This window comes from Hwanghaeella sp. LZ110 (assembly GCF_048892525.1).
GTDB lineage: Bacteria > Pseudomonadota > Alphaproteobacteria > UBA8366 > Aestuariispiraceae > Pacificispira.
Genome location: NZ_JBLZHT010000010.1, coordinates 120,958 through 142,328 on the forward strand (window position 1 = coordinate 120,958; position 21,371 = coordinate 142,328).

The following is a 21,371-nucleotide window of genomic DNA, read 5'->3' on the forward strand; positions in this document are numbered from 1 at the left end:
TAATTTCTTTCCCATTCAGCCTCTTTCCCACACTCGCCAGGACGGTCGAATCCGGCTAATGCTGCTGCTTCTTGCGGTTGGAGGAAGTGTATGGCGTTGATGCGGTCCATTGCGACGGTAGGCGGCTGGACAATGGTCAGTCGGGTGCTGGGCTTTGCCCGGGATGCGATGATGGCCGGCGTGTTGGGGGCTGGACCCGCGGCAGAAGCCTTTGTCGTCGCCTTTCGTCTACCCAATCTGTTCCGTCGCTTATTTGCCGAAGGTGCGCTGAATGCCGCCCTGGTCCCGATCTATGCCAAACGGTTGGAGCGGGAAGGCAAGGAAAGCGCCATCCGCTTTGGGGGAGAGGCTGCGGTTCTGCTGGTCCTGACCATGTTGGTGCTGACCGTGCTGGCAATGGCCTTCATGCCCTTTGTCATTCTGGTGCTGGCCCCTGGATTTGGCACGAATGCAGATACATTTGCATTGGCTGTGGCCTTGAGCACCATCACCTTTCCCTATCTGACCTTCATGGCTCTATCCGCGTTGTTGTCTGGCATGTTGAACACGGTGGACCGGTTTGGTGCGGCGGCGGCAGCCCCTTTACTGCTGAATATTGTGCTTATCGTCGCGATGGGGCTCAGCCTCTCTGACCTGCTGCCGACCTTGCCTGCCTTCGCGCTGGCCTGGGGTGTGTTCATTGGCGGGGTTTTACAGTTCGGGCTGATTGCCTGGGACTGTCACCGTGCAGGCATTCTGGTGCATCTGCCGCGCCCGCGCCTGTCACCGGACATCATTTCCCTGTTGCGGCGCATGGGGCCTGGGGTTTTGAGCGCGGGTGTCAGTCAGATCAACACGGTTGTTTCCACCATGCTGGCCTCTCTGCTGCCCGCAGGCGCGATTGCCCATCTGTATTACGCGGACCGGGTGACGCAATTGCCGCTGGGCGTGATCGGCGTTGCTATATCCGTGGCCCTGCTGCCCCTATTATCGCGCCAGTTAAGCGCCAAGGATATGACGGGCGCCTCCGACAGTTTGAATCGTGCCTTGGAAATCGGGCTTTTGTTTACATTGCCTGCCACCGCCGCCCTGATCGCGATGCCGATGCCGGTTGTGGATGTTCTGTTCCGGCGCGGTGCCTTTGCGCCGGAGGATGCACAGATCACAGCGGCCATTACCGCCGCGATGGCAATCGGCCTGCCCTCAGTCGTCCTGGCAAAGATCCTATCGCCCGCCTTTTTTGCCCGTGGTGATACCAAGACACCCTTGATCCTGGCGGCTATCTCGATGGCCGTGAATGTCCTTCTAGCCTATCTGTTGATGCAGGTGATGGGATCCACAGGCATAGCGCTTGCCGCCTCTTTGGCGGCCTGGGTCAATGCGGGAATGATGGCCGCTATCCTGTCCCAACGCGGGCATCTGCCGCTGGATACAAGATTTCGCCGCCGCCTGCCCCGCCTGTTGCTGGCGGCCATCACGATGGGCCTGGCCCTCTATGCGGGGATCCAGTTTATGCCGCAACTGGTGGAATGGACTTTGATGCTACGGATCGCTGCTTTGGCAGGATTGGTCCTGATCGGCGCATTTCTTTATTTCACCCTGGCGCAGGTTTTGGGAGGCACAGACCTTAGAGAAGTAAAACGCGCCCTGACGCGCCGTCGCAGGCTTACAGACTAATCCAGCGTTCCAGACTTGACCCCCCACCCGGAACCCGCGATAAGCGAGGCGAATTTTTCTTCAACATCGTTCGGGGAGTCCACATCCCATGACCGCGCCTTCCAAGACCACACCATCACCGCATAAACCCCGCGTTTTCTCAGGCATTCAGCCAACCGGCAATCTGACGTTGGGCAATTATCTGGGCGCGATCCGCAACTGGGCACCGCTGCAAAAAGACTATGAATGCATTTATTGCGTCGTGGATCAGCACGCCTTGACCGTATTTCAGGACCCGGCCGGCCTGCGCGAAGCAACCCGACAGGTGGCCGCCGCGCTTATTGCCTGCGGCATTGATACGGACAAGCACATCCTGTTCAATCAGTCGCAGAACCCGGATCATGCGGAGCTGGCCTGGTATTTCAATTGTGTGGCGCGCATGGGCTGGCTGAACCGCATGACGCAGTTCAAGGAAAAGGCCGGATCGAATAAAGAGAACGCCTCAACGGGTCTGTTCGTTTATCCCAATCTGATGGCCGCCGATATCCTGGCCTATCGCGCCACCCATGTTCCGGTGGGCGAAGATCAGAAGCAGCATCTGGAACTGGCCCGCGACATTGCGATCAAGTTCAATAATGACTGGAGCGTGGCGGATTTCTTCCCCGTGATCGAACCCTTGATCCTGGGCGAGGCGACCCGCGTCATGTCCTTGCGCGACGGTACCAAGAAAATGTCGAAATCCGATCCATCGGACATGTCGCGCATTAACTTAACCGATACGGCCGACGAGATCGCCAAGAAAATCAAGAAGGCAAAAACCGATCCGGAGAACCTCCCCACCGACAAGAAGGGCTTTGCCGGTCGACCGGAAGCAGAGAATCTGGTGACGATCTATGCTGCCCTGACCCATCAGACGGTTGAGACAGCCTTGTCTGAAATCGGCGGCAGCCAGTTTGGCGCCTTCAAGCAAATTCTCGCCGACGCGGCGGTCGCGCATCTGGAACCCATCACGACGGAAATGAACCGACTGCTGGAAGATCGGGCAGAAATCGACCGTATCCTGGCTAAGGGCGGCGAACGGGCAAAAGCCCTCTCCGCGCCCATTCTGAAAGAAGTCCGCGATACGCTGGGGCTGGTCAGCGCTTAGAGCGGCCAGAGCAGTATTATTTCAATCTTATCCACTACAGCGCCCAGGTTGCGCTGTAAGCTTAACTTTGCGCAAATGGCATTTGGTGATACGATTACATGTGATTACATGTGATTACAATGGAGCACACCATGTCTGAGCGCGCCACATCTGAGCCTATCACAATCCGCACGGCCAAAGTGTCCGAAATTGATGCTTTGGCAAATGCGATGGACCGGTCTCGCAATTACATCGTCAATCAAGCTATTGAACAATACCTTGAAGCCAACGCTTGGCAGTTGGAGCGGATCACAACCGGGATTGCTGCTGCACGGACCGGCAAAGTCATTCCTGCAGATAAGGTGTTTTCCGGCATTGCCACGAAACACGGCTGGGAACGTTGACGCAATTAATCATTGCCGAACCAGCGGCCCGTGATCTTGAGGAGATTGTGGATTATATCGCCCTGGATAATCCCGTTGCCGCAGAGACCGTGTTTCGAGGGATTGTGCAAACAGCGGAAAAATTGCTGGAATTTCCATCTCTGGGCCGTCCAGGTCGCCTGCCTGAGACGCGAGAACTAAGTGTCTCTGGGATTCCCTACCTGATCGTCTATGAAGTCGGCACCGAGACGGTGACTATATTAGCAATTTTCCAGACATCCCGCGATCTTGTTAAAGCGCTGCGAGACAGGAAGAAGAGCGATTAATACGACAAGTCGAACAGCATTTGGCAATCAATCCGGTCCTGCAACAATTGTCATAATCCATTCCCTTTCCTCCTGACACAAAAGACCTTATGCGTGTATCGGGCGGGCACCGATGTTATCGTGATGCGGCGATTGACGAAGGAGTTTTGAATGGCGCAACCAGGACCCTATGACATCTTCGTCATCGGTGGGGGTATCAATGGCTGTGGTATCGCACGGGACGCCGTGGGCCGCGGCTATTCCGTTGGATTGTGTGAGAAGAAGGACCTGGCCAGTGGCACGTCCTCCGGCTCGACGAAGCTGATCCATGGCGGATTGCGATATCTGGAACATTACGAATTCCGACTGGTCCGTGAATCCCTGATGGAGCGGGAAACCCTGTTGCGCAATGCGCCCCATATCATTTGGCCGCTGCGTTTCGTCCTGCCCCATCACAGTGGACTACGCCCGGCCTGGCTGTTGCGATTGGGTCTGTTTCTATACGACCATCTGGGCGGGCGAAAGCTGTTACCCGCTGCAAAATCTCTGGACCTGCGCCGGGACCCGGCGGGCCTGCCGCTGAAGGATGATTATGTAACCGGATTTGAATATTCCGATTGTTGGGTTCAGGATTCGCGCCTGACCCTGTTGAACGCCCGGGATGCCGCGGACCGGGGGGCAGATATCATGCCCCGCACCGAGTGCCGCGCGCTGAAGCGGGAGGGCGCGCTGTGGCACATCACCTTGCAAGATACCGACAGTGGTGAGCAGCGCACGGTCATGGCCCGGTCTGTGGTCAATGCAGCGGGCCCCTGGGTGGATCAGTTTCTGCGCAGCGCCCTTGGCGATAACGAGGCGCATCATGTCCGTCTGGTCCAGGGCAGCCATATCGTGGTTCGCAAGCTGTATGATCATGATCGCTGTTACATATTTCAGAACACCGATCAGCGGATATTCTTCGCCATTCCCTATGAGCAGGATTTTACCCTGATCGGCACCACGGACCGTGACTTTGCCGGCGACCTGGATCAATTTGGTATTTCGGACGAAGAAACCGACTATCTGCTGGCGGGTGCCGGGGCCTATTTCAAACGCCCGATCACGCGCGATGATATCGTCTGGACCTATTCCGGCGTGCGTCCCTTGTTCGATGATGGGGCCAGCGCCGCGCAAGAGGCGACCCGCGATTATGTCCTGCGCGATGAGGGCGGGCCAGAGGAAGCACCGCTGTTGAATATTTTCGGCGGCAAGATCACCACCTATCGCCGCCTTGCTGAAAGCATGCTGCACAAAATCGAGGCCCGACTGGGCGCGAAAGGGCCTGCCTGGACCCAAAGTGCCAGCCTGCCGGGTGGTGATTTCCCGGCTCAGGGCGCAAAGGCCCTAGCAGACGCTATTCAGTCGGAACATCCCGCCCTACCAGACCGCCTTATAGATCGCATGATCCGTCACTATGGCACCCGGACGCGCGACATTCTGGGGGATGCGAAATTCTTGGAAGATTTGGGGCGTCTATTTGGTGCCGATCTCTATGAAGCCGAACTGCGCTACCTGATGGCTCAGGAATGGGCCTATTGTGCCGAAGATGTTTTATGGCGGCGCACCAAGCTGGGTCTGCACTTTACCCCGGATCAGGTCCAGGCCCTGGACGCGTGGATGAAGGAAAACCGCTGATGTCCAAGATCATGGCCCTGGATCAAGGAACGACCTCCACCCGCGCGCTGATCTTTGACGAGGGGTATCACATCCTGGGCAGCGGCCAACAGGAATTCGCCCAACACTTCCCAGCTTCCGGTCATGTGGAACATGCGCCAGAAGACCTGATCACCACAGCCGTTGAAACGATGAAGACAGCGCTGGCGGCAGCTGGTTTAGAGGCACGCGACCTGGCTGGTCTGGGCATCACAAACCAGCGCGAAACAACCATCCTGTGGGACCGCACCACCGGCAGGCCGATCCATCACGCCATTGTCTGGCAGGACCGACGCACGGCGGACTTGTGCGCAAGGTTGCGACAATCCGGTGTTGAAGCGGACGTGACGGCCAAAACAGGCCTGTTACTGGATCCCTATTTTTCCGCAACGAAGATCGCCTGGATTCTGGACACTGTACCGGGTGCGCGTGCCCAGGCGGCATCGGGAAAACTGGCCTTCGGCACGGTCGATAGCTGGCTGATCTGGACCCTGACCGGTGGGCGGGTCCATGCGACCGATGCGACAAATGCCGCGCGCACACTGTTGTTTAACATCCACATGCAGGACTGGGACGAGGACCTGTTGCAGATGTTCAACATACCCCGTGCCCTGTTGCCCAAGGTTCTGGATTGCGCCGCAGAATTCGGCACGATGGATCCAAAAATTCTGGGGGCCTCTGTACCGATTCTTGGTGTTGCGGGCGACCAGCATGCGGCCACAATCGGCCAGGCCTGCTTCCAGCCCGGCAGTTTGAAATCCACCTATGGCACTGGCTGTTTTGCGCTGTTGAACACGGGCGATACGGCCAGCCAATCCCACAATCGCCTGCTGACCACATTAGCCTATCGCCTGGACGGGAAACCAACCTATGCGCTGGAAGGGTCAATCTTCGTTGCCGGGGCGGCGGTGCAGTGGCTACGGGATGGCCTGGGGTTGATAAAGGACTCAAAGGATGTGAACACTTTGGCGCAGCAGGCCGATCCGGCACAATCGGTCTATCTGGTACCGGCCTTTACAGGGCTTGGCGCGCCTCATTGGGATGCAGAGGCACGCGGAGCAATCTTTGGAATAACACGAGCAACCGGCGCCGCAGAATTGGCCTGGGCTGCGCTGGAATCTGTGGCCCACCAAACCGCAGACCTGTTGGATGCAATGCATAAGGACTGGCCCCAATCAGCATCGGCTGAAACGGTTCTGCGGGTCGATGGCGGCATGACGGCCAGTGATCTTGCGATGCAGCAACTCTCTGATCTGCTGAATGCACCTGTGGATCGCCCGCAGGTTCTGGAAACCACTGCCCTGGGCGCGGCCTGGCTGGCGGGGCGGCAAGCAGGCGTCTGGCCGGATCAAGAGGGCTTCGCCGCCGATTGGCGTCTGGACCGACGGTTCCAGCCCGATATGGATGACATGACGCGCGGCACGAAAAGAGCGGGCTGGAAGGATGCGGTCAGGCGTACGCTTTCATCCAGTTAAAATCATCCAATCTATTTTCAGATACGTACAGATAGCAGGGGCTGTTTATTCAAGGATCTTAGTGCGTGTCATTTTCCATCGAAAAAAGAGTGATCGGGGCCTTTGTTGCATTGATATCACTGACCGGGTGTTCCCCATTGGGGTTTTTTAATGCCGTCGTTCCCTATGACCAGGGCAGTGAACAGGTCGCGCAGGATATCGCCTATGGGGATGACCCCCGACAAAAGCTGGATATCTATGCCCCAAGTGACCGAATACAGGGAAAGAAGCTGCCAACGATTGTCTTTTTCTATGGCGGTTCCTGGAAGACCGGTCAAAAGAAACACTATGAATTTGCCGGACGTGCGCTGGCCGCCTTGGGGCTGGTCGTGGTGGTGGCGGACTACCGTCTGGTGCCGGATGTCCGGTTTCCAGATTTCATCAAAGACAATGCCGCTGCCGTCGCCTGGACACAGCAACAAATCGATCACTATGGGGGCGACCCGGAAAGGGTCTATCTGGCCGGGCATTCGGCCGGGGCGTATAACGCGCTCTTGTTGGGGTTGGACACACAGTACCTGAAAGAGTCAGGTGCCGTGCCTGAGGATGTCGTCGGATTGATCGGTATATCCGGCCCCTATGATTTTGACCCAAAGGAATACAAGGTCACGCGGGACGCCTTTGCAGGCTCTCTGGACGATCCGAATGTGTCACCGGTAAACTTCATCAATGCCGACACGCCTCCCATTCTATTGTTCCATGGGGAGGCCGATACAACAGTCTTGCCCAAAAACACGCGCGTGCTTGCGGCTGGACTGGCCGGATCAGACCGACCCGTAGAGACCCATTTCTATTCCGATCTCAGCCATGCGGACACGATCCTGGCGCTTAGCACGCTGCTGCGCGGCAAGGCGCCAATCCTGGAAGAAATTAAGGACTTTATTCAGAACCCTTGATTGGAAACAGGGCCGCGGACTGTTCAGCGCTGTAATAGCCCTTGCGGATATCATCCTGTACCTTCTGTGGGTCCCGATTGGACGGATTGCCATAACCACCCCCGCCAGGGGTACAGACATCAATCACATCACCGGGTCGCACGGTGATATCCTGTTCCTTGGACAGATGTAGGGGTGTATGGGTACTGCCATCCTTGAAATCGAAGCGGACGGTATTCGCGCCGCCTTCTGATCCATTCAGCGCCCCTTGCGGCCCCGTGCGCCCATGGTCCATAACCATAGAGGCCCGTGCCTCCCCCCGGCGTACGCGTACGCGATAGTTAATCCCAAACCCACCACGATGTTGACCTGCACCGCCCGACCCTTCGGCCAGCGCATAGCGTTCGAACAGGACCGGATAATATTGCTCCAACACTTCGATCGGTTGGGATTTTGAAATCCCGATTGTGGAACATCCATTGGTTAAGCCATCACCCCCTGCATGGCCCCCATATCCTCCGCCGGAGATGACATACATGACATAAGACCGCTGCTTGTCCGGGTCATAGCCCCCCAAAGCAAAATTGCCGCTGGACCCGGCAGGTGCGGCGAATAGTCGATCCGGAATCGCCTTAGTCAGGGCTGCAAACACGGCCTCAGCAATGCGTTGAGATACCTCCGCCGCACAGCCTGAGACGGGGCGGGGATATTCCGCATAAAGGAAGGTTCCCTTTGGATCGATGATCTTTAACGGCGCATACGTGCCTGCATTCAGCGGCACGTCGGGAAAGATATGCTTGATCGCCAGATAGACGGAAGACCGCGTGGTCGCGATCACGCTGTTCATTGGCCCGCGACAGGGCGGTGAGGAGCCTGTCATGTCAAAGGTCATCTCATCCCCTTTGACCGTGATCTGCATGGCGATTTTCAGGGGTTCATCCACAACGCCATCTGAATCGACGAAGGCTTCACCTGTATATACGCCGTCCGGCACATCCGCGATGGTGGCCCGCATCAGACGTTCGGCCCGGGCTCGCAATTCCGCAATCGCTTGCGCGACCGTATCGCGTCCATATCGATCCAAAAGGGCGGTCAGGCGTTTGTCCCCGATCTTTAGGGCCGCCGCCTGGGCCTGGATATCGCCAATCCGTTGATCAGCGATGCGGATATTGGATTGAATGATCGCCAGGATTTCCGGGTCCAATTCCCCTTGCTTGAACAGCTTCACCGGGGGAATACGCAATCCTTCCTGTTCCACCTCTGTTGCGCGGGCGGAAAAGCCACCGGGCACCATGCCACCGGTATCGGGCCAATGGCCGGTATTGGCCAACCAGCAGAACAATTCGCCCTGATAAAAGAACGGCCGATAAAACCGCACATCCATCAAATGTGTGCCGCCCAGATAGGGGTCATTGCAGATGATCACATCATCCGGCTGTGGATTAGAAACCCGCTGAATGACCGCCTGGGTGCCATATTGCATTGTGCCGACAAAGACCGGCAGGCCCAGATCCCCTTGAGCGATCAGCGCACCGTCCTCTGCCGCATAAATCCCGTCAGATCGATCCATCGCCTCCGCAATCACTGGCGAAAATGCGGCGCGACAGAAGGCCAGGTCCATCTCGTTGCAGACCTGTTGCAAGCCGTTCTGGATAACGCCCAGCGTGATGGGGTCAATTTCTGTCGTCATGCTGCCACCCCTCCAGGTCCGACATGGACTATCATATTGCCGATCTCATCGACCTCAACCCGCATGCCCGGTGCCAGAACGGTGGTTGTATCCATCTGTTCGACAATGGCGGGGCCAAAAAGTTGGGTGCCGGGCGAAAGAGTTGCGCGCTGCAGGATCGGGGTCTCGGTCCACCCCCCCTCTTCAAACCAAACCGATCGGCTTTCCGGGTGCACATCAGCTGGCACCGGATCCAGTAACAGGCGCAAATCCACCTGCTGGCGAATACCAATTACTGCCGTATTCAGATTGACCAAATTGGCCTTGATTTCCGGTAAGGCCACTTCAAACCGTGCCCAATAAACCGCCTCAAATGCAGCCTGCAAATCCTCCCTGGAAATCGCGGGATCGGCAATAGGGACGGACAATAGATGGCTTTGACCAATGAACTGCATGTCGGCAGTGTGGATCACGCGGACCGCTCCGGTACCTCCGCCATCCCGGTCCAGACGCGCGCGTCCCTCGGCAATTTGCGCTTCAAATGTATCGCGTACCAAGCCCATATCGACACTGGCCATAGGCTTGTTGATCGTGTTGACAAAGTCATGGCGCAGGTCGGCCACAGCACAGCCCAGCGCATTGGTGATGCCAGGCCTGGCGGGGATCAGCAGCGTTGGAACGCCCAGTTCCCGTGCAATGGCACCGGCATGCAATGGACCCGCCCCGCCAAAGGCGAAAAGGGAAAAGTCCCGAGGGTCATGACCACGGCTGAGAGAGACCATGCGCACCGCGCCTGCCATACGATCATTAGCAATGCGCAAAATGGCTGCCGCCGCCGCCTCCCAGGACAGGCCCAATGGCTCTCCAATAACAGCCGCGATCCGATCTTGAATGGCGCGAATGTCTGGCGCACCCTCTACTGCCAACAGCCGGGCCTGGTTTAGACGGCCCAGTACCAGATTGGCATCGGTGATTGTCGGTTCCGTGCCGCCACGCCCATAACAGATAGGGCCAGGTTGAGCCCCGGCACTTTCCGGACCCACCTGCAACAATCCCCCTGCATCAATGCGCGCAATGGATCCACCGCCAGCCCCGATGGTGTGAACATCGACCATGGGCACATGCACCGGCATGGCATATTCGATTTCCAACTCACTGGAGACCTGAGGGGTGCCATCCTTGATCAAGCCGACATCACAGGAAGTCCCCCCCATATCAAAGGTGATCAGATTTTCGCGCCCTGATACGCTGCCGGTGCGGGCGGCCGCCATGACGCCAGAGGCAGGCCCCGACATGACCGTATTGACTGCCAGTTTGGAAATCGCTTCCGCCGAGACGGTGCCGCCATTGCCCTGCATCACCAACAGATCCTTTATATAGCCACGCTGTGACAATCCCTTGGTCAGGCGGGCTAGATAGCGTTCCAGAATGGGTTGAACCGCAGCATTTACAGCCGCCGTGACACCCCGTTCATATTCACGAAACTCCGACAAAATCTCATGCCCCGCCGTGACATAGGCGTTGGGCCAGACCGACAGGGCAATTTCCTTTGCCCGCTTTTCATGGGTTGGGTCGGTATAGGAATGCAGGAAATGGATCAGCAGAGACTCGCACCCCTCCGCGGCCAGGGCTTCTGCGGCTCGCTTCACAGCAGCCTCATCCAGCGCGATGACGACATTGCCATCAACATCCATACGTTCTGGCACTTCCATCCGCAGATTGCGCGGGATCAAGGGCGTGAAGCTGCCGGTCAAGCCATAGGCGCTGGGCCGTGTGCGACGCCCAAGTTCCAGAATATCCCTGAATCCTGCCGTCGTGATCAGCCCGGTCTTGGCCAATTTCCGCTCCAGCAGGGCATTGGTGGTGGCTGTCGTGCCATGAACCAAACTATCTAGCGTGGCGATTTCAACGCCCGCCGCATCCAGAGCCGCCAGAACTCCTTGTGATTGATTGGCAACCGTGGTCGGGACCTTGGCGATATGGGCGCGCCCGGTTGCCTCATCCAAATAGATCAGATCTGTAAAGGTTCCCCCAACATCGCAGCCAACAATCTTCGTCATTTGTCCCTCGACGTTTCCCAATATGAAAATTCAGCCTGACAGCAGACCAGCATGCGGTCAATTCGTTCGTGTACAAATGAATCTATCCTGTGGAACAATGATACCAAATGGGTGGAATGATCCTATCAACAAACAGGATTATGCATAAAAAAGAAACAATTCTTTTCGATACCGCCTCTTTGTTTCCGTCATGATTGATCGTATATTTCCGCCATCGTAAAGGCCATTGGGGCCTGGAAACCAGATCGATGATCACTGAAGGGACTTACAAAATGGCGTATACCACGACGGAACCGAAACCGATTATCCCGTTTACCAAATCCATCACCACGGCGCTGACGCCCTATACAGATCCGCTTTTGCGCATCACCACCGGCGCTTTGCTGATGCCGCACGGCTACGGCAAATTGTTTGGCGGGGGTCTGGAAGGAACCGGACAGTTCTTTGAAAGCGTGGGCCTGACACCTGGCTATGAATTGGCCCTGTTGGTCGGCTTGGTAGAATTCTTCGGCGGCCTGATGCTGGTTCTGGGGCTGTTAACCCGTCCAGTGGCAATTGCCGTCTTGATTTTCATGGGTCAGGCGACCCTGTTCCATGCATCGAACGGTTTCATGTGGTCGAATGGCGGATATGAATATCCCTGTTCTGGGCGATTGCGGCCCTGATCCTGGTTATCCGGGGTGGTGGTTTCCTGTCTGTTGACCGATTGATCGGTCGCGAATTCTAAGCCAGCCTGTCAGATCATAACCTATGCGCGGCGGTGGGGACATCCTTGCCGCCGCGCAATTCTTTCAGGCACCACAGCGCCAGACAGAATGTCATTGCGGCACCGGCCTGATGCATCACCGCCAGCGGCAACCAGACAATGCTCAACAACGTCGCGATCCCCAGACACGCCTGAATACAAACCATTGCGAACAGCGCGTGGATGGCCGCCTTGGTGCGGCGTGGCAAGGTCATCCGGCGGGACCACCAGAACAGGCCAAACACCGTGATCACAGTGATGTAAGCCAAAATACGATGGTTGAATTGCACGGCTTCCAGCGTTTCAAACAGACTGGCAAGGCCCAAAGTCTGATCCCAATACCCGTCTGGAATGAATTGGCCGCCCATGGTTGGCCATTCATTATAAATAAAACCCGCATTCAAACCCGCCACCAGCGCGCCCGACAGGATGGTGATAAAAATAACACCATGCGCCCAGGCACCCAACCGCCGGAACGGTCGCGCAACGGGCTTGCGGTTCTCCTCAATCGGAAATAACAGCCCCAGCGCCAGCCAGACCGTATAGCCCAGAATGGAGAAGGCGATGCCCAGATGAATGGCCAGGCGATACTGACTGACTTCAACACGGTCCACAAAACCGCTTTTCACCATCCACATGCCAATCACGCCCTGCAGACCGCCCAGGAATAGCAACGCCCAGAAATGGCCTGTATAGCCTTTTGGAATCTGGCCCCGGATCAGGAAATAGAAAAACGGCACGGCGAAGACAACACCGATCAGCCGCCCCCACAGACGGTGAAACCATTCCCAGAAGAAAATGTGCTGAAACGCATCCAGCGTCATACCCTGGTTCATCATCGCATATTGTGATGTCTGCTTGTACAGCGCGAAAACACGCTCCCATTCTGAGGTCGAAATTGGGGGCAGAAACCCCATCAAAGGCCGCCATTCAACCATGCTGAGGCCGGATTCCGTCAGTCGGGTAATGGCGCCAATGATCATCATGGCGAAAACCATGAAGGCAACGGCAACAAGCCAAAAGCCAATCGCGCGAGGCCGGGCATTTGGATTCTGAGAGGCATCGTTAAAAGATGCTGAAGGGGCTGTATCTGTGCTCATGGCGCTATATCTACCCCGATAGGAACCATCGGGAAAGCGCGACCCGGCGTCGCGGGGCAACCCCTTGTTCAAAATCAGGCGCGGAAATAGGCCCACCCTTCCATCTGACGCCGCGCGATATATTCAATCGCCGCAGCCTCTGTCCTAAACCCCTCTGGTGCCGTCAGGTTCGCAGCCTTCAGACTGTTCTGACACAACACCAGATAAGGGTCACTGTCCGCGTCGGGGGAGGCCAAAGCCTCTGGCACCGCCTTGCCATTGATCACCAGTTCGACCTGCGCATCCGGATTGGCCCGCAACAGGTTCTGAATGTTTCTCCGGGCGCGGATCAGCGCGTCCGGCGTCGGGGCATGGATGATCAGTTTCATCATATCTGGAAATCCAGGGCGCCTGCGACGCTGTCTGCATAACGGCTGAGGTCTTGAGAATCGCGCCGCAAATCCCGATCCACGGGAACAATGGTTTCGTTCACGATGCGCGCCGGACTGTCGCCCATCACGATGATCCGATCTGCCAGAAAGGCGGCTTCATCGATATCATGCGTGACAAAGATAATCGCCGTCCCGCTTTGCTGCCAGATCCGCACCAGTTCTGTCTGTAAATGACGGCGGGTCATCGCGTCTACGGCGCTGAAAGGTTCATCCATAAGCAAGACATCAGGCTTCACCGCCAGGGCACGGGCAATGCCGATACGCTGTACCTGGCCCCCGGACAATTGATGGGGCCAGCGATCCGCCATGTCAGACAGATTGACCAGCGCCAGAACATCAGCGATGCGACGGGTTTTCTCTGCCTCGCTCAATGCCAGCCCTTCCAGGCCAAGTGCAATATTCTGCGCGACCGTCCGCCAGGGCATCAGTCGGCCATCCTGAAACACAAGGGCCCGACGGCGACGGCTTGGTTCTTTGGCTATTGATATCTCAACCGAACCGGATTCCGCCTGTATCAGGCCAGATGCGATGCGCAATATGGTTGATTTCCCAACGCCGGACCCACCCACAATGGCGACAAACTCGCTGCCGCCAACAGAAAGGGAAAAATCCTTGAAGACTGGAGAGGTCGCGCCCGGATAAGTAAAGCTTAGATTGCGGAGAGATACGACCGCCTTATCTGTCATGGGCGCCACCGCAGGAGTCTACCTTCCACCGTCGCAAACAGTATATCACTGAGCGCATAAACCGCCGAAATCGCCAGCATATAGACCACCACCGCCTCATAAGCGCCAACGCCCGCAGCGGAATTCATCTCCTGACCCAGCCCCGGCACGCCCAATAATTCCGCTGCGATCAACGTCATCCAAGCCTGTCCAACACCGGTTCGCACGCCCCCCATGACGCCAGGCATCGCTGCGGGCAGCGTGACCTTCATACTGCGCGCCAGGTAGTTGCCTTGCCCAAAAGCCTTCGCCAATTCGTAATAGCGGGGATCGACATTCTGAACGGCGGTATAGGTGGCGAAATAGTTCACCCAGAAGACGCCGATGGAGATAACAAAGGCTGCGCCAGCATGGCTGACCTGAAACCAGGCGATCGCAAAAACCACCCAGGCCAAAGGCGGTATTGGCCGCAACACCCGGGCAAGATAGCGCTGAAAATCATCAAAAGGCCGGATGGTCGCAGCCAGGGCCCCAATGATGAACCCCATCACCGTCCCCAGCCCAAGCCCCCAGAAGTAATGGATAAGACTGGAGCCTATGGCAGGCAGAAATCGCCCGGACCGCCATTCATCCATCGCCGCGGCTGGAACCAGCAGAGGATCTGGCATCGTGCCGCGACGAACCCATTCAAAGCTTTCCGTCGCTTTCCACAACAGCAGAAAGGTCAGCAAACCGGCAACGCCCAGCGCAACCCGGCGCAAATGTGCAGTGCCCGTTATCATGCCCAATGTCCTACCGCGCAGTCCCCATTGGCTTGGGGAGAATTTACTTCAATCCATCGTAAAAGGATGTATCGAACAAGCTGTCGATATCAACCTCACCCTTCAACGTCCCGATTTCAAGTTGGAAATCGTGCATTTCGCGCGTTCCGTCAACGATTTGCGATGGATCAGCAACAAAACTATTCGCCGATGCAGTCAACGCCGCCAGGACTGTTTCAGACTCCATGCGCCCACCGCCGACATATTTCTGAACCGCCGCAACGGCCTGATCCGGATTATCGTTCAATACTGCAGTTGCGCGCTTATGGGCATCTACAAGGCGGGTCACGAGGTCTGGATGTTGGGCAATCAGGCCTTCCCGAACCGCCATGACGGCGCCGGGTTGTCCCTTGAACATCTGAGCACCAGCAGCAACGACTTTCGATCCTTCCACTTTCTTCAGAACGCTGGTCACGACAGGTTCCAGGATCGCCGCGCCATCCACCGCACCGGTCAACAGCGCCTGTTGAACCTGGGCCGCCCCTTGAAAGATAATCTCCACCTGGTCCGGATCGACCTTGATCCCCTTGCGCAACCAGTATTGCAGCACGGTTTCTGGAACCGACCCGACCGGGAAGGTCGTGATGACCGCCTTGCGACCGGTATCAGCCTGGAAACGCGCAAAGGCAGTTGCGGGGTCAGTTTCAAAATATCCTGCTAAATCTTTCAACGCGATCAGGCTGATCTGTTCCTGAATGCTGGCGGCAACGACCTTGATATCCGCGCCCTTGGCCCTGGCGACCATGGCCGGACCAATCCCAAAATGGGCTACATCCAACTGACCCGCCAACAGCGCCTGCACCATGGCAGGACCATTCTGAAACTGTACCAGTTTGACCGTGACATCATCGCCTTCCAGCCAGCCGTTTTCCAGCGCAACAAACAACTGTGATACCGGCAGGATTGGCATGTATCCAACCTCAATCACTGTATCGGCCTGGGCGCGCATCGGCAGCACAGAAGCAAACAATACCGTAACCGCCATCAAAATGCGTTTCGTAAAGGACATGATCAAACCTCCGCAGCTAAGAATTCCGACCCAGCAAATCGGGCTTCCCAGCTATTTTGTCAACCAAAACCGTAAAATATTATAAACAACATTTTTTATGTGTTTTATCGTTTCGCGTCTTCCAGGATCATGGCTGAGGCTTTCTCAGCGATCATGACGACGGGTGAATTGGTGTTTCCGGACGTGATGGTTGGCATGATGGAGGCATCGACCACCCTTAGGCCCGCAATACCCCGTACCTTTAATCTGGGATCGACGACTGCGCTGTCATCTCCCTCGGGGCCCATTTTAGCAGTGCCGACCGGATGAAAAATGGTGGTTGCGATATCCCCCGCTGCTTTCGCCAAAGCCTCATCCCCATCAATTTTAATCCCGGGCTTGAATTCTGTTGCATTGAATTTTTGCAGGGCGGGCGCCTTGGCGATTCGCCGGGTCAGTTGAATGGCCTGGGCGGCGACACGACGATCCGCCGGATCATTCAGATAATTCGGGCGTATGACCGGCTTGTCCATCGGGTCAGCGGACCGCAGGCGCACTGTGCCGCGACTTTCAGGGCGCAGATTACAGACAGAGGCGGTGAAGCCTGGGAAGGGGTGCAGGGCTTCCCCCAGCTTTTCCGTCGACAGGGGCTGGATATGATATTGCAGATTGGGCGTTTCCCGATCCCGGTCTGATTTCGCAAAACATCCCAACTGACTGGGGGCCATACTCAAGGGGCCAGATTGGAACATCGCATATTCTAAACCCATCATGGCCTTGCGGATAGGGTTATGACTTAACTCATTCAAGGTCCGAACGCCCTGAACCTTAAAAGCCAGCCGAACCTGCAGATGATCCTGCAGGTTTTCACCAACCCCCTTTAAATCCTGCCGCACGGGAATACCCTGCTGAGACAGGACTGCGCCCGGACCTATGCCAGAGCGTTGCAAGATCACAGGAGAGGCGACAGCCCCGGCGGCCAAAATCACCTCGCATCGCGCGGCAACAGTCGCATCCACCCCGGCGACCGACAGGGTCAGGCCCGTCGCGCGCCCCTCTTCCAACACGATGGTCTTGCACAGGGCATCTGTAATCACCCGCAGGTTCTTGCGGTTCTTTGCGGGTTTCAGAAAGCCCTTCGCAGAGGACCATCGAAAACCGCGCCGCTGATTGACCTGGAAATATCCGACCCCTTCATTATTGCCTGTGTTGAAATCATCTGTCGCGGGAATGCCGGATTCCATCGCGGCCTGACGAAAGGCATCCAGGATATCCCAGCGCAGCCGTTGATGTTCAACACGCCAGGGCCCGCCACTGCCATGCATGTCAGTAGGCCCATCAACATGGTCTTCAGACCGCATGAAATAAGGCAGGACGTCCTCCCATCCCCAGCCGGGATTGCCCTGTTGGCGCCATTGATCATAGTCGCGTGCCTGGCCGCGCATATAGATCATACCATTAATGGAAGAACATCCCCCCAGAACCCGGCCCCGGGGATAATCCAGCGCGCGCCCGTTCAGTCCTGGTTCCGACTCTGTCTTGAACAGCCAGTCTGTGCGCGGATTGCCCATGGTAAAAAGATATCCAACAGGAATGTGAATCCAGGGATACGTGTCACGCCCACCCGCTTCTAACAGTAGAACCCGGTTCCCCGGATCGGCACTCAACCGATTGGCCAGAACGCATCCGGCTGTTCCTGCACCAACGATGACAAAATCATAGCTGCCTAAATCCATAAAATACCCCTGACGTTCCCCGCACGCACCTGAATGCTTTCTGATTTCTTGCAATGCGCTGTGACCATGATAGCGTTACGAATCTTTGGCGGAAAGAGTGATCGGCTGAGTGGTGAATTCAACTAAACCAAAGGCGAATTTAGTTTTGCTTACAATTTGCCGCGCATATCTTTACCGTCATCGCCTTAATGCATGCACTGGGGCACGCAACACACACGAAACAGGGAGTGTGGATATATGACCACCAAGATGGACGGTGAACTCCGTCATAAATTTAACCGCATCAAATCCGCGTTTGAGAAAGGTCAATTAGACCGGCGTGGATTTATCGTCGCCGCGCTTGGCGTCGGCGTCGCATCCAGCACGGTTTTCGGCCATGTGAAAAAGGTCGAAGCCGCCACACCTAAGGCAGGCGGGCGATATCGCCAGGCACTGACCGGCGGGGGATCGGGTGATACACTGAACCCTGCACAGATCCTTGATTCCTACATGATCAATGTCAGCTTCGGGATGCTGCGCAATAACCTGACTGAAATCGGGTCGGATAATCAGTTGACCAGTGAACTGGCGGAAAGCTGGGAAGCAACACCTGATGCAAAACAATGGACCTTCAAGATTCGCAAGGGTGTTGAATTCCATAATGGCAAGACACTGGATGCGACGGATGTTGTCGATTCAATCAACCATCACCGCGGTGAAAGCGATTCAGCAGCGAAGGGTATTGTTTCAGCAATCACTGACGTAAAGGCCGATGGGGACACCGTTGTTGTCACTCTGTCAGGCGGCAGCGCGGATTTCCCGTTCCTGATGTCAGATTATCACCTGGGCATCTGCCCCTCAAAAGGGGATGGCACGATCGATTGGGAATCCGGCGTTGGAACAGGCGGTTACAGCCTGGAAAGCTTCGAACCCGGCGTTCGCACCGTTGTGAAGAAGAATCCGAACTATTGGAAAGAAGGCCGCGCCTGGTTTGATGAAGTTGAATCCTTGTTCGTTGCCGATGCAAACGCCCGTAACACCGGATTGCAAACCGGCGAACTGGACAGCATCACGAACCTGGATTTGAACACGGTCAGCCTGATGCGCATGGTTCCGACGATCAATGTCTTCGAAACCTATGGTAACAAGCACGCAACCCTGCCCATGAACTGCCAGGCAGCTCCTTTCAGCAACAATGACGTACGTCTGGCGCTGAAATACTCCCTGAACCGTCAGGAATGGGTGGACAAGCTGTTGCAAGGCCTGGGCGAGGTCGGGAACGATCACCCGGTCGGACCGGCAAACGTCTATCGCGCCACCAAGGAAGAACTGCCGCAACGTCAGTTCGATCCGGAAAAGGCCAAATTCCACCTGAAGAAGGCTGGCATGGAAAACCTGAAGGTTGACCTGAACATTGCCGACACAGCTTTTGAAGGGGCCGTGAACGGCGCTCAGTTGTTTGCGGAAACTGCCAAACAGTCCGGTATTGAGTTGAATGTGGTTCGTGAGCCGGATGATGGTTACTGGTCGAATGTGTGGCTGAAGAAAGACTTCTGCGGCAGCTATTGGGGTGGACGCCCGACCGAAGACTGGGTTTTCAGTCAGATTTACTCGGCCGGTGCCGACTGGAACGAGTCCCGCTGGGAGAATGATCGTTTCAACAAGCTGTTGATCGAAGCCCGCGCAGAGCTGGATTCGGCCAAACGCCGCGAAATGTATGTTGAAATGCAGCAGATCTGTAACGAAGACTGCGGCAGCATTATTCCGATCTTCATGGCCTATACCCAAGCGGCCAGCACGAAAATTGGTTTGCCCGAACAATTGGCCAGTAACTGGGAATTGGACGGACATAAGAATGCGGAGCGTTGGTGGTTCAAGTAATCACCTTCGTCGTACCATTCGTATGAATGGAGACCTGATTGGAACGGCCCGGCTCTGTCCGGGCCGTTTCTTTAGGATACAGAGACCCTTAAATTTTTCTTCCCCCCGATATCCTTGTTATACACAGGGTGCGTTCGCGCATGTTCCCCCTGCAACCTGGGGCGACTCGGGTTACAGTGTCCGACCCTACAGAAAGCAATTGCACCATGGATCGCGCTGAACCGACGAATTCTGACACCACTGCAAACAATGTGCGCCCCCTGCACGGCGATCGCTCCCATACCGGGGAGGAAGCACAAAAAGCCTTTCGCCAGCCCCCGTTCAATGCGGAGGTTGAACAGGCTCTGCTGGGGGCAATTTTGCGCAACAACCGCGCTTATGAGGCCGCTGCCGATCTGTTGCGCCCGATGCATTTTTATGTGCCGGAACACCAGCGCCTGTATGAACATATCAAAAAGCTGATCGATAAAGGACAGGTCGCCAGCCCCGCAACCCTGAGCCATATTGCGCAAGGGGACGAAATTCTGCGGGAAGCGGGCGGTACGGCCTATCTGTATGAATTGGCGACCAATGTTGTCACAGTCCTGAACGCATCCGATTACGCCAAAACAATCCATGACCTGCATCTGAAGCGGGAACTGATCGGGCTTGGCGAAGACATCGTCAACGATGCCTATGACAATCAGGACATGGACTTCACCGCCGATAAGCAGATCGAAAAGACGGAACAACGCCTATACGACCTTGCCACGACAGGCGAAGTGGACCGTACCGTCAAATCAATCGATTTCGCCGCAAAGGCTGCCCTGATGATGGCGGAACAGGCGTTCAGCCGGGATTCCCATATCGTGGGGGTCACGACGGGGCTGCGGGATATTGATGACCGGTTGGGCGGTCTGCACAAATCGGATTTGCTGATCCTGGCCGGTCGTCCCGCCATGGGGAAGACAGCCCTAGCAACAAATATCGCCTATAACGCGGCATCGGCCTATAAAAAAATCGTAACCGACGATGGCCGTGAAATTGAAGAAGGCGGCGTTGTCCTGTTCTTCAGCTTGGAAATGAGCGCGGAACAGCTTGCCGGGCGATTAATTTCCACCTGTGCCGGGGTGCCTTCTGACAAGATCCGGCGCGGCGATATTCAACAGGAAGAGTTCGAGCGGGTTGTGGTTGCCAGCCAGGAACTGGGTCGCCTTCCACTGTATATTGATGACACGCCCGCTCTGTCGATTACCGGGTTGCGACAGCGCGCCCGCCGCGTGAAACGCCAATACGGGCTGCATCTGGTCGTGGTTGATTACCTGCAACTTCTGCAAGGCCCCCCGGAAAAGCGTATGGACAACCGCGTGCAGGAAGTGTCGGAAATCACGCGGGGCCTGAAAACCCTGGCAAAAGATCTGGAAATTCCGGTTCTGGCCCTGTCACAGTTATCGCGTCAGGTCGAAAACCGCGAAGACAAACGCCCACAACTGTCTGACTTGCGGGAATCAGGCTCCATTGAGCAGGATGCCGACGTCGTATCCTTCGTCTATCGCCCGGAATATTATCTGGAGAAGGAAACGCCGGAACAACGCCCGAATGAGGCCCCCGATAAATTCGAAGAACGCCGCCTGCGTCACGAGCAATTGCTGGTGGAAAAACGCAATGTCGCTGAATTCATCATCGCCAAACAGCGCCACGGGCCGGTCGGCACGGTGGAACTGTTCTTTAATGGCGAACTGACCCTGTTCGATGACCTGGACCGCCAGCATGACGGCTATTGATCA

At 56.3% G+C, this 21,371-nt stretch carries 18 protein-coding genes; 10 read left to right on the forward strand and 8 right to left on the reverse strand.

Features of this window, described 5'->3' with window-relative positions:
* Positions 1-90: 90 nt before the first annotated feature.
* From murJ to ACOSDM_RS17900, 7 genes are all read left to right on the forward strand, one after another.
* The gene (murJ, locus tag ACOSDM_RS17870; RefSeq protein ID WP_420725924.1) at positions 91-1,656 is read left to right on the forward strand and encodes a murein biosynthesis integral membrane protein MurJ; all 1,566 of its coding nucleotides are present in this window, start codon (positions 91-93) and stop codon (positions 1,654-1,656) included.
* An 88-nt stretch (positions 1,657-1,744) separates the two neighbouring features.
* Positions 1,745-2,782 (forward strand): tryptophan--tRNA ligase, encoded by a 1,038-nt coding sequence (gene trpS, locus ACOSDM_RS17875; RefSeq protein WP_420725925.1) that lies wholly within the window; start codon positions 1,745-1,747, stop codon positions 2,780-2,782.
* A 131-nt stretch (positions 2,783-2,913) separates the two neighbouring features.
* Positions 2,914-3,165: a CopG family ribbon-helix-helix protein gene (locus ACOSDM_RS17880; RefSeq protein ID WP_420725926.1), complete on the forward strand. Its 252-nt coding sequence runs from the start codon at positions 2,914-2,916 to the stop codon at positions 3,163-3,165.
* Positions 3,162-3,470, forward strand: a complete 309-nt coding sequence (locus ACOSDM_RS17885) for a type II toxin-antitoxin system RelE/ParE family toxin (protein ID WP_420725927.1) — start codon at positions 3,162-3,164, stop codon at positions 3,468-3,470. Before ACOSDM_RS17880 ends, ACOSDM_RS17885 begins: the two co-directional genes overlap by 4 nt.
* A gap of 150 nt (positions 3,471-3,620) precedes the next feature.
* The gene (glpD, locus tag ACOSDM_RS17890; RefSeq protein WP_420725928.1) at positions 3,621-5,123 is read left to right on the forward strand and encodes a glycerol-3-phosphate dehydrogenase; all 1,503 of its coding nucleotides are present in this window, start codon (positions 3,621-3,623) and stop codon (positions 5,121-5,123) included.
* A complete protein-coding gene (gene glpK / locus ACOSDM_RS17895) occupies positions 5,123-6,616 on the forward strand; it encodes a glycerol kinase GlpK (protein WP_420725929.1) in 1,494 nt (497 codons plus the stop codon). The genes glpD and glpK overlap by 1 nt, the downstream gene beginning before the upstream one ends.
* Before the next feature lie 65 nt (positions 6,617-6,681).
* On the forward strand, positions 6,682-7,551 hold the full coding sequence (locus tag ACOSDM_RS17900) for an alpha/beta hydrolase (protein ID WP_420725930.1): 870 nt from the start codon (positions 6,682-6,684) through the stop codon (positions 7,549-7,551).
* On the opposite strand, the gene ACOSDM_RS17905 is transcribed toward ACOSDM_RS17900, so the two are convergent.
* On the reverse strand, positions 7,535-9,220 hold the full coding sequence (locus ACOSDM_RS17905) for a hydantoinase B/oxoprolinase family protein (RefSeq protein ID WP_420725931.1): 1,686 nt from the start codon (positions 9,218-9,220) through the stop codon (positions 7,535-7,537). The genes ACOSDM_RS17900 and ACOSDM_RS17905 overlap by 17 nt on opposite strands.
* The gene (locus ACOSDM_RS17910; protein ID WP_420725932.1) at positions 9,217-11,259 is read right to left on the reverse strand and encodes a hydantoinase/oxoprolinase family protein; all 2,043 of its coding nucleotides are present in this window, start codon (positions 11,257-11,259) and stop codon (positions 9,217-9,219) included. The genes ACOSDM_RS17905 and ACOSDM_RS17910 overlap by 4 nt, the downstream gene beginning before the upstream one ends.
* Positions 11,260-11,531: 272 nt before the next feature.
* On the opposite strand from ACOSDM_RS17910, the gene ACOSDM_RS17915 reads away from it, so the two are divergent.
* Positions 11,532-11,924, forward strand: a complete 393-nt coding sequence (locus tag ACOSDM_RS17915; RefSeq protein WP_420725933.1) for a DoxX family protein — start codon at positions 11,532-11,534, stop codon at positions 11,922-11,924.
* 76 nt (positions 11,925-12,000) lie between these two features.
* On the opposite strand, the gene ACOSDM_RS17920 is transcribed toward ACOSDM_RS17915, so the two are convergent.
* The 6 genes from ACOSDM_RS17920 to ACOSDM_RS17945 all read right to left on the reverse strand — a co-directional run bounded on the left by ACOSDM_RS17920 (position 12,001) and on the right by ACOSDM_RS17945 (position 17,745).
* On the reverse strand, positions 12,001-13,104 hold the full coding sequence (locus tag ACOSDM_RS17920) for a COX15/CtaA family protein (RefSeq protein ID WP_420725934.1): 1,104 nt from the start codon (positions 13,102-13,104) through the stop codon (positions 12,001-12,003).
* A gap of 74 nt (positions 13,105-13,178) precedes the next feature.
* Positions 13,179-13,475, reverse strand: coding sequence for a hypothetical protein (locus ACOSDM_RS17925; RefSeq protein WP_420725935.1), 297 nt, complete (start codon positions 13,473-13,475; stop codon positions 13,179-13,181).
* Positions 13,472-14,221, reverse strand: a complete 750-nt coding sequence (locus ACOSDM_RS17930) for an ABC transporter ATP-binding protein (protein ID WP_420725936.1) — start codon at positions 14,219-14,221, stop codon at positions 13,472-13,474. Before ACOSDM_RS17930 ends, ACOSDM_RS17925 begins: the two co-directional genes overlap by 4 nt.
* The gene (locus tag ACOSDM_RS17935) at positions 14,218-14,982 is read right to left on the reverse strand and encodes an ABC transporter permease (RefSeq protein WP_420725937.1); all 765 of its coding nucleotides are present in this window, start codon (positions 14,980-14,982) and stop codon (positions 14,218-14,220) included. The genes ACOSDM_RS17930 and ACOSDM_RS17935 overlap by 4 nt, the downstream gene beginning before the upstream one ends.
* 43 nt (positions 14,983-15,025) lie before the next feature.
* Positions 15,026-16,030 carry an ABC transporter substrate-binding protein gene (locus ACOSDM_RS17940; RefSeq protein WP_420725938.1) on the reverse strand — a complete coding sequence of 335 codons (1,005 nt, stop codon included), beginning with the start codon at positions 16,028-16,030 and terminating at the stop codon, positions 15,026-15,028.
* A gap of 104 nt (positions 16,031-16,134) precedes the next feature.
* Entirely contained in the window at positions 16,135-17,745 is a 1,611-nt protein-coding gene (locus tag ACOSDM_RS17945; protein ID WP_420725939.1) for a GMC family oxidoreductase, read from the reverse strand.
* Positions 17,746-17,982: 237 nt separating this feature from the next.
* On the opposite strand from ACOSDM_RS17945, the gene ACOSDM_RS17950 reads away from it, so the two are divergent.
* Complete coding sequence (locus ACOSDM_RS17950) at positions 17,983-19,605, forward strand: ABC transporter substrate-binding protein (RefSeq protein ID WP_420725940.1); 1,623 nt, start codon at positions 17,983-17,985, stop codon at positions 19,603-19,605.
* A gap of 206 nt (positions 19,606-19,811) precedes the next feature.
* Positions 19,812-21,368 (forward strand): replicative DNA helicase, encoded by a 1,557-nt coding sequence (locus tag ACOSDM_RS17955; RefSeq protein WP_420725941.1) that lies wholly within the window; start codon positions 19,812-19,814, stop codon positions 21,366-21,368.
* Positions 21,369-21,371 lie beyond the last annotated feature (3 nt).

Coding starts and splice junctions, on each gene's coding strand:
- ACOSDM_RS17920 (WP_420725934.1), bottom strand. CDS start 13,104: ATGAGCACAGATACAGCCCCTTCAGCATCTTTTAACGATGCCTCTCAG.
- murJ (WP_420725924.1), top strand. CDS start 91: ATGGCGTTGATGCGGTCCATTGCGACGGTAGGCGGCTGGACAATGGTC.
- ACOSDM_RS17910 (WP_420725932.1), bottom strand. CDS start 11,259: ATGACGAAGATTGTTGGCTGCGATGTTGGGGGAACCTTTACAGATCTG.
- ACOSDM_RS17935 (WP_420725937.1), bottom strand. CDS start 14,982: ATGATAACGGGCACTGCACATTTGCGCCGGGTTGCGCTGGGCGTTGCC.
- glpK (WP_420725929.1), top strand. CDS start 5,123: ATGTCCAAGATCATGGCCCTGGATCAAGGAACGACCTCCACCCGCGCG.
- ACOSDM_RS17945 (WP_420725939.1), bottom strand. CDS start 17,745: ATGGATTTAGGCAGCTATGATTTTGTCATCGTTGGTGCAGGAACAGCC.
- ACOSDM_RS17955 (WP_420725941.1), top strand. CDS start 19,812: ATGGATCGCGCTGAACCGACGAATTCTGACACCACTGCAAACAATGTG.
- ACOSDM_RS17880 (WP_420725926.1), top strand. CDS start 2,914: ATGTCTGAGCGCGCCACATCTGAGCCTATCACAATCCGCACGGCCAAA.
- ACOSDM_RS17925 (WP_420725935.1), bottom strand. CDS start 13,475: ATGATGAAACTGATCATCCATGCCCCGACGCCGGACGCGCTGATCCGC.
- ACOSDM_RS17930 (WP_420725936.1), bottom strand. CDS start 14,221: ATGACAGATAAGGCGGTCGTATCTCTCCGCAATCTAAGCTTTACTTAT.
- trpS (WP_420725925.1), top strand. CDS start 1,745: ATGACCGCGCCTTCCAAGACCACACCATCACCGCATAAACCCCGCGTT.
- glpD (WP_420725928.1), top strand. CDS start 3,621: ATGGCGCAACCAGGACCCTATGACATCTTCGTCATCGGTGGGGGTATC.
- ACOSDM_RS17915 (WP_420725933.1), top strand. CDS start 11,532: ATGGCGTATACCACGACGGAACCGAAACCGATTATCCCGTTTACCAAA.
- ACOSDM_RS17905 (WP_420725931.1), bottom strand. CDS start 9,220: ATGACGACAGAAATTGACCCCATCACGCTGGGCGTTATCCAGAACGGC.
- ACOSDM_RS17950 (WP_420725940.1), top strand. CDS start 17,983: ATGACCACCAAGATGGACGGTGAACTCCGTCATAAATTTAACCGCATC.
- ACOSDM_RS17940 (WP_420725938.1), bottom strand. CDS start 16,030: ATGTCCTTTACGAAACGCATTTTGATGGCGGTTACGGTATTGTTTGCT.